General features: G+C 73.1%; 2 protein-coding genes. One reads left to right on the forward strand and one right to left on the reverse strand.

Translation table 11 applies throughout. The features are described 5' to 3' along the window. Positions 1 to 16: 16 nt before the first annotated feature. Positions 17 to 1276, reverse strand: coding sequence for a lytic murein transglycosylase (locus PKE44_RS19050; RefSeq protein ID WP_324554375.1), 1260 nt, complete (start codon positions 1274 to 1276; stop codon positions 17 to 19). 114 nt (positions 1277 to 1390) lie between these two features. Here PKE44_RS19050 and PKE44_RS19055 point away from each other — a divergent pair. Beyond that, the coding region (locus tag PKE44_RS19055) for an SRPBCC family protein (RefSeq protein WP_324554377.1) at positions 1391 to 1764 on the forward strand (374 nt) is incomplete at its 3' end.

Raw genomic sequence — 1764 nt, forward strand, 5'->3', positions numbered from 1 at the left:
GGGCGGCGGACGGCTGTCAGCCTTCGGCGCGCAGCCGCGCCAGCAGTTCCGCGGTCGGCCAGCCGTCCGGCACCATGCCGGCCCGCTGCTGGTAGCCGCGCACCGCCGTGCGCGTGCGCGTGCCGAGCATGCCGTCGGGCGTGCCGCTGTCGTAGCCGCGCGCGGCCAGACGCTCCTGCAGCTCGCGCGTCTCGGCCACCGACAGCAGCGGCTGCGAGCGCGGCCAGTCGGCGGCGAGCCCCGGGCGGCCGGCGAGCTGGTCACCGAGCAGCGCCACGGCCAGCGCGTACGAGGTCGAGGCGTTGTACTTCATGATCGCGCGGAAGCCGTCGGTCAGCAGGAACACCGGCCCCTGCCGGCCGGTCGGCACCAGCAGCGTCGCGTTCAGGCCGCCGGCGAGCGGTCTGCCGTCGGCGCGCGTGACCCCGGCTGCCGCCCAGGCCGCGAGCGGCTGCGCACGGTCCTCGCCGGCCAGCGCCCAGTCGAAGCCGGCCGGCAGGCGCACCTCCCAGCCCCAGGGCTGACCGGCCGGCCAGCCGCTGGCGGCGAGGTAGGCCGCGGTCGAGGCGAAGGCATCGGCGAGGCTGCCGTAGAGGTCGATGCGCCCGTCGCCGTCGCCATCGACCGCGTGACGCAGCCAGGTGCCGGGCATGAACTGCGTCTGACCCATCGCCCCGGCCCAGGAGCCGGTCGGCTGCGGACTGGCCGGCAGCATGCCGCGATCGATGAGCGTCAGTGCCGCCAGCAACTCGCTGCGGTAGAACGCCTGTCGCCGGCCGGTCGAGGCCAGCGTCGCCAGCGCGTCGTAGACCGGCGTGCGGCCGGTGTAGCCGCCGAAGTCGGTTTCCTTGCCCCAGATGGCGACGATGATCTCGGCCGGCACGCCGCTGCGTGCGGCGATGGCATCGAGCGTCGCCGCGTGCTCGGCGCGCAGCCGCCGGCCGCGCTCGATGCGCGCGTTCGAGACGGTCGCATCGATGTACGACCAGATCGGCTTCACGAACTCCGGCTGCTGGCGATCGAGCGGCAGCAGCTCCGGCAGCTGGCGCAGGCGCGGCACGACGGTGGAAACCGTCACTTCCGAAATGCCGGCGGTGCGCGCCTCGGCGGCGAAGTCACGCTTCCATGCGTCGAAATCGACGTTGCCGGCGAACGGCGGGCGCGTGACCGGCGGCGCGGCCGGGGACGTGGCGCAGCCGCTGGCGAGCAGCGCGGCGACAGACAGGACGAGGGCGGCGGCGGGGCGACGCAGGCTGCGGTTCGGCATGGACGGCATGGACGGCTGGCTACGGGGAAAAGGCCGGCAGTGTAGCGCGTGCCGCTTGCGGCCCCGCCCGCCGGCGCCTAGCTTCGACGCGCCCCCCGGCATCCCCCACACAGAGGCAGGAAAATGAGCGACGTCAACGTCAGCACCGTCGTACCGGTCACGGCCGACCAGATCTGGAAGATGATCGGCGGCTTCCACGCGCTGTCGGCCTGGCATCCGGCGATCGAGACCAGCGAACTCGAGGACGGCGGCCGCATCCGGCGCCTGAAGCTGGTCGGCGGCGGCGAGATCGTCGAGAAGCTCGAACGCTTCGACGACAGCGCCCACACCTATACCTATTCGATCCTCGAAGGCCCGCTGCCGGTCAGGAACTACACCGCCACGATCAAGGTGAGCCCGGTCGACGACGGCGGCGCCAAGCTCGAATGGTCGAGCAACTTCGAACCGGCCGGCCTGCCCGAGAACGACGCCGTCGCCGCGATCCGCGGCGTCTACGA

The sequence above is a fragment of the Plasticicumulans sp. genome, from assembly GCF_035331805.1.
Lineage (GTDB): Bacteria > Pseudomonadota > Gammaproteobacteria > Competibacterales > Competibacteraceae > Plasticicumulans.

What these genes read in the sequence shown, in the direction of transcription:
- PKE44_RS19050 (WP_324554375.1), bottom strand. Translation starts at nt 1,276, where the DNA reads ATGCCGTCCATGCCGAACCGCAGCCTGCGTCGCCCCGCCGCCGCCCTC.